The 5,185-nt window shown below is 69.6% G+C and carries 4 protein-coding genes; 1 reads left to right on the top strand and 3 read right to left on the bottom strand.

Annotation, left to right across the window (positions count from 1 at the left end):
* Positions 1 to 2,138, bottom strand: a 2,138-nt coding sequence (locus WA805_RS13920) for a DNA gyrase/topoisomerase IV subunit A (protein WP_425242541.1), incomplete at its 3' end; no start/stop codon positions are given.
* An 18-nt stretch (positions 2,139 to 2,156) separates the two neighbouring features.
* The gene (locus WA805_RS13915) at positions 2,157 to 4,292 is read right to left on the bottom strand and encodes a DNA gyrase/topoisomerase IV subunit B (RefSeq protein ID WP_422280604.1); all 2,136 of its coding nucleotides are present in this window, start codon (positions 4,290 to 4,292) and stop codon (positions 2,157 to 2,159) included.
* A gap of 404 nt (positions 4,293 to 4,696) precedes the next feature.
* On the opposite strand from WA805_RS13915, the gene WA805_RS13910 reads away from it, so the two are divergent.
* On the top strand, positions 4,697 to 4,921 hold the full coding sequence (locus tag WA805_RS13910; RefSeq protein ID WP_422280596.1) for a DUF7455 domain-containing protein: 225 nt from the start codon (positions 4,697 to 4,699) through the stop codon (positions 4,919 to 4,921).
* 155 nt (positions 4,922 to 5,076) lie between these two features.
* Here WA805_RS13910 and WA805_RS13905 read toward each other — a convergent pair.
* The coding region (locus WA805_RS13905) for a sigma factor-like helix-turn-helix DNA-binding protein (protein ID WP_425242542.1) at positions 5,077 to 5,185 on the bottom strand (109 nt) is incomplete at its 5' end.

Genomic DNA, 5,185 nt, shown 5'->3' with positions numbered 1-5,185 from the left:
GCGTCCAGCCGGATGCCGGCCATCCCGCCGGCCGGGCGGCCCTGCGGGCGCACCGCGGCGGCCGGGAAGCGCAGCAACTGCGCGTCGGTGGTGATGAACACGAGCTCGGCGTCGTCGCCCGAGAGCTGGGCGGCCCCGACCACCTGGTCGTCGTCCTTCAGCGTGATCAGCTCGAACTCGTCACGGTTGGCCGGGTATTCGGGCAGCACGCGCTTGACGATGCCGCTGGCGGTCCCCAGTACAACGCCCGCATCCGCGGCCTGCAAATTCACCAGCGCCAGCACCTTCTCCCCCGGCGTCAGCGCGGTCACGAACTCCGTGACCGGATGGCCGCCGGCCAGGGACGGGGCCACATCGCTCGGCGGCAGCGACGGGATCTCCAGCACGCTGAGCCTGATCACGCGGCCCGCCGACGTCACCGCGCCGATCGTGCCGCGGGCGGTCGCGGAGACCGCCGACGCCACGATGTCGTGCGCCGCGCGATCGGTGGCGGCCGGGGAGTCATCACGAGACCGTTCTGGATCATCGGACTGGGCGGGGAAGCGGGCCAGCAGGCCGGTCGCGGACAGCACCACGACGCACGGGTCGTCGGCCACCTCAAGCGGGACCGCGGCGCGCACCTCGTCGCCGCCTTCGAGCAGCACCGTGCGGCGCGGGGTGCCGAACTTCTTCGCCAGCTCGGCCATCTCGCCGCTGACCACCTCGCGGAGCCGGCCGTCGTCTTCGAGGATGTCGGTGAGCTCGGCGATCTCGCGGCGGAGCGTCTCCTGCTCGCGCTCGAGCTCCAGCCGGTCGTACCTGGTCAGGCGGCGCAGCGGGGTGTCCAGGATGTACTGCGCCTGGATCTCGGACAGGTCGAAGATCTGCTGCAGGCGGCTCTTGGCCTCGGCGGCGTCGTCACTCGACCTGATGACCTGGATGACCTCGTCGATGTTGAGCAGCGCGACGATGATGCCGTCGACCAGGTGCAGCCGCTCCTGGCGCTTGCGGCGCCGGTACTCGCTGCGCCTACGCGTGACCTCGAGGCGGTGGTCGACGTAAATCGTCAGCAGCTCGAGGAGGCCGAGCACCCGCGGCTGGCCGTCGAGGAGGGCGACGTTGTTGATGCCGAACGTCTCCTCCATCGGTGTGAGCCGGTACAGCTCGGCGAGCACGGCGTCCGGGTTGAAGCCGTTGCGCACCTCGATCACCAGGTGCAGGCCGCGGGTCCTGTCCGTCAGGTCCTTGAGGTCGGAGATGCCGGTGATCTTCTTCGCCTGGACCAGGTCCTTGATCCGGGTGATGACCTTCTCCGGGCCGACGCCGTACGGCAGTTCGGTGACGACGATGCCGGTCTTGCGGGCGTTCAGCTGCTCGATCTTCGCGGCGGCCCTGGTGCGGAAGATGCCGCGGCCGGTCGCGTACGCCTCGCGGACGCCGTCCAGCCCGACGATCCGCCCGCCGGTCGGCAGGTCGGGGCCGGGGACGAAGCGCATGAGCTGTTCGAGGGAGGCGTCCGGGTGCCTGATCAGGTGCCTGGCGGCGGCGATGACCTCGGTCAGGTTGTGCGGGGCCATGTTCGTGGCCATCCCGACCGCGATGCCCGAGGTGCCGTTGACCAGCAGGTTGGGGATCGCCGCGGGCAGGACCTGCGGCTCCTGCTCCTGGCCGTCGTAGTTCGGGCCGAAGTCGACGGTGTCCTCGTCGATGTTCCCGACCATCGCCATCGCGGCCTCGGTGGGACGGCACTCGGTGTACCGCATCGCGGCGGGGGCGTCGTCGCCGCCGAGACTGCCGAAGTTCCCGTGGCCGTCCACCAGCGGCAGCCGCATGGCCCACGGCTGGGCGAGCCGGACGAGGGCGTCGTAGATCGCGCCGTCGCCGTGCGGGTGCAGGCGGCCCATGACGTCGCCGACGACGCGGGCGCACTTGACGTGCCCGCGGTCGGGCCGCAGGCCCATCGCGTTCATCTGGTAGAGGATCCGCCTCTGCACAGGCTTGAGACCGTCCCTGGCGTCGGGCAGCGCGCGGGAGTAGATGACGCTGTAGGCGTACTCGAGGTACGAGCCGCGCATCTCCTCGGTGACGTCGACATCGACGATGTTCTCTTCGAACTCTTCCGGTGGCGGCGCGGTGGTGCTGCCGCGGCGTGGTGGCATGCGGTCCTCGGTTAGTTGCTACGTGTCGATGCGGGACAGGTCGAGCTCGCTGGCGCCGCCGACGATGAACTCGCGGCGCGGCGCCACGTCCGTGCCCATCAGCAGGTTGAACACGTCCATGGCCGCCTTGGCGTCCTCGATCCTGATCCGCCGCAGGATGCGATGGCGGGGGTCCATCGTGGTCTCGGCGAGCTGCCCGGCGTCCATCTCGCCGAGGCCCTTGTAGCGCTGCACCGGGTCCTTCCAGCGCTGGCCCTTGCTCTCCAGCTCGATCAGCGTGCGGCGCAGCTCGGCGTCGGAGTAGGTGTACCGGTACTTGAGCTGGCCCTTGCGGGGGTTGGTCAGCTCGATCCTGTGCAGCGGGGGCACGGCGGCGAACACCCTTCCCGCTTCGAGCATCGCGCGCATGTACCGGTGGAACAGGGTGAGCAGCAGGGTGCGGATGTGCGCGCCGTCGACGTCGGCGTCGGCCATCAGGATCACCCGCTGGTACCGCGCCGAGTCCAGGTCGAACGTGGAGCCCGAGCCGGCGCCGAGGACCTGGATGATGGCGGCGCACTCGGTGTTCTTGAGCATGTCGGCCAGGCTCGACTTCTGCACATTGAGGATCTTGCCGCGGATCGGCAGCAGCGCCTGGAACTCGGAGTCCCTGGCCAGCTTGGCGGTGCCCAGGGCGGAGTCGCCCTCGACGATGAACAGCTCGCTGCGGTCGTCGGCGGACCGGCAGTCGACCAGCTTGGCCGGCAAGCTCGAGCTGGCGAGCGCGGACTTGCGGCGCTGGTTCTCCCGGTGCTCGCGGGCGGCGACGCGGGTCTTGGCCGCGCTCGCGACCTTGTCCAGGACCGCTTTGGCCTGCTGCTTCGCGCCGCGTGGCGGGTTCTCGAAGTAGTTCTTGAGCTGCGTGCGGACGACCTGGCTGACGATCGCGGTGGCCGCGGGGGTGCCGAGGACCTCCTTGGTCTGGCCTTCGAACTGGGGCTCTGGCAGCCGCACGGAGATGATGCTCGTGAGGCCTTCGAGGATGTCCTCCTTGGTGACCGGCTCGTCCCCGTTCCGCAGGATCCTGGCGGCTCTCAGCTGCTCGTTGAGGGTGCGCACGATGGCCCGGTCGAAGCCGGTGACGTGCGTGCCGTGGTGCGGGGTGGCGATCACGTTGACGAACGAGCGGGTGATCGTGTCGTAGCCCGCGTTCCACTGGATCGCTATGTCGACGTCGAGGGTGCGCTCCACCTCTGTCGGCGTCATGTGCCCGCGGTCGTCGAGCACCGGGACGGTCTCGGTGAACGTGCCGTCGCCGGTCAGCCGGAGCACGTCGGTGACCTTCTCGCCCGCGGCAAGGTGCTCGCAGAACTCGCTGATGCCGCCGGCGAACCTGAACTCCGCCTGCCGCGGGCCGCCGCCGTCGCCGTCGCCGTCGGCTTCGGGGCCGGGCTGGGCGCCAGCCTCCGCGCGGACCGCGATGGCCAGGCCGGGCACCAGGTAGGCGGTCTGCCTGGCCCGCTCGACCATGCCGTCGTAGCTGAACGTGGCGTCGCGCAGGAACACCTGCCGGTCCGGCCAGAACCTGATGCGGGTGCCGGCCTTGGTCTTGCTGACCCGCGCGATCTGGCGGAGCCCCGCCTTCCTGCTGAAGTCGGCGTCCGGCCGGGGTCGCCCCGGCTCGGCGAACTCGCCGGTGACCCCGCGGCGGAAGCTGGCCGCCCAGGTGTGGCCGCCCCTGTCCACCTCGACGTCCAGCCGCGCGGACAGCGCGTTCACCACGGACGCGCCGACCCCGTGCAGACCGCCGGAGGCGGTGTAGGAGCCGCCGCCGAACTTGCCGCCCGCGTGCAGCCTGGTCATGACGAGCTCGACGCCGGACAGCTTGGTCTTGCGCTCGTTGTCGACGGGGATGCCGCGGCCGTTGTCCCTGACCTCGGCGGACCCGTCGGCGTGCAGGATGACCTCTACCCTGGTGCAGTAACCGGCGAGTGCCTCGTCTACCGCGTTGTCGAAGATCTCCCAGAGGCAGTGCTGCAGCCCGCGGCCGTCGGTCGAGCCGATGTACATGCCGGGCCGCTTGCGCACGGCCTCCAGGCCCTCCAGGACCGACAGGTGCTTGGCGCTGTAGGAGTCGGCCAGTTCTCTTGCCGGCCCTCTGGTGGACTCCGCCATCGGCCGGGCGGTTTCTGTGAGCGGGGGCACGGGCAGGGGGTCTCCTCTCGAAAATGTGAGCGGCACGCGAGGCGCCTATTCGAAGGGTAGCGTCTCGCGGCAAGTGCCGGCGGCCAGCCACGCCGCTTCGCCGCGTTCCGCGTCGTGAGGGGCACCCCTTTTGGGATCAAATGTGTGTCAGGGCAATTGCTGGCGGGTAGGAACCACACGAACCGCACGGGTACCTCGCCGGTGACTACCCGCACCGCCGGTTGCGTGGCCAGTGCGGTTTTCGCTTGTGGCGTACACCACTCGGCGAAGGGAAGGCTGACGCCGGGGTATGTGTTGTGCTGTGCTGTAAGGCACAGGCAGCAAACCGAGCCAGCCGGACGCAGGAGCCGGCGGCACGAGAAGAGGAAGGCGACGTGACCGGAGCTATAGCCCCCACCAGGCCGCTGACCGCCCTTGATCTCTGCGATCGCTGTGGCGCACAGGCGTACGTTCGCGTCCTGCTCCCGAACCAGGGAGAGCTGCTTTTCTGCGCGCACCACGGGCGCGAGCACGCGAAGGCACTCGCCAAGGTAGCCGTCGACATCCAGGATGAGACTGGCCGGCTGATCACCCAGGAGACCCCCACCCCGGAGAACTAGCCGGTTATCCAGACGTGACCGCGTAACCGCGGGTCGCTCGGGCACTGTGGCCGTGAGCGGCCCGTGTTCATGCCCGGAAGGCGACGCGGATGTGCATGACAAAGGACCCATGACAAAGGACCGCGGCCTGCAGGCCGCGGTCCTTTGTCATGCGCTCAGTCCAGGTAGTCGCGCAGCACCTGGGACCGCGACGGGTGACGCAGCTTGGACATCGTCTTGGACTCGATCTGACGGATCCGTTCCCTGGTTACCCCGTAGACCTTG

This window comes from Trebonia sp. (assembly GCF_049794275.1).
In the GTDB taxonomy this organism is placed as follows: domain Bacteria; phylum Actinomycetota; class Actinomycetes; order Streptosporangiales; family Streptosporangiaceae; genus Trebonia.
This window is presented reverse-complemented; position numbering and strand designations above follow the sequence as displayed.

Coding starts and splice junctions, on each gene's coding strand:
- WA805_RS13915 (WP_422280604.1), bottom strand. CDS start 4,292: ATGGCGGAGTCCACCAGAGGGCCGGCAAGAGAACTGGCCGACTCCTAC.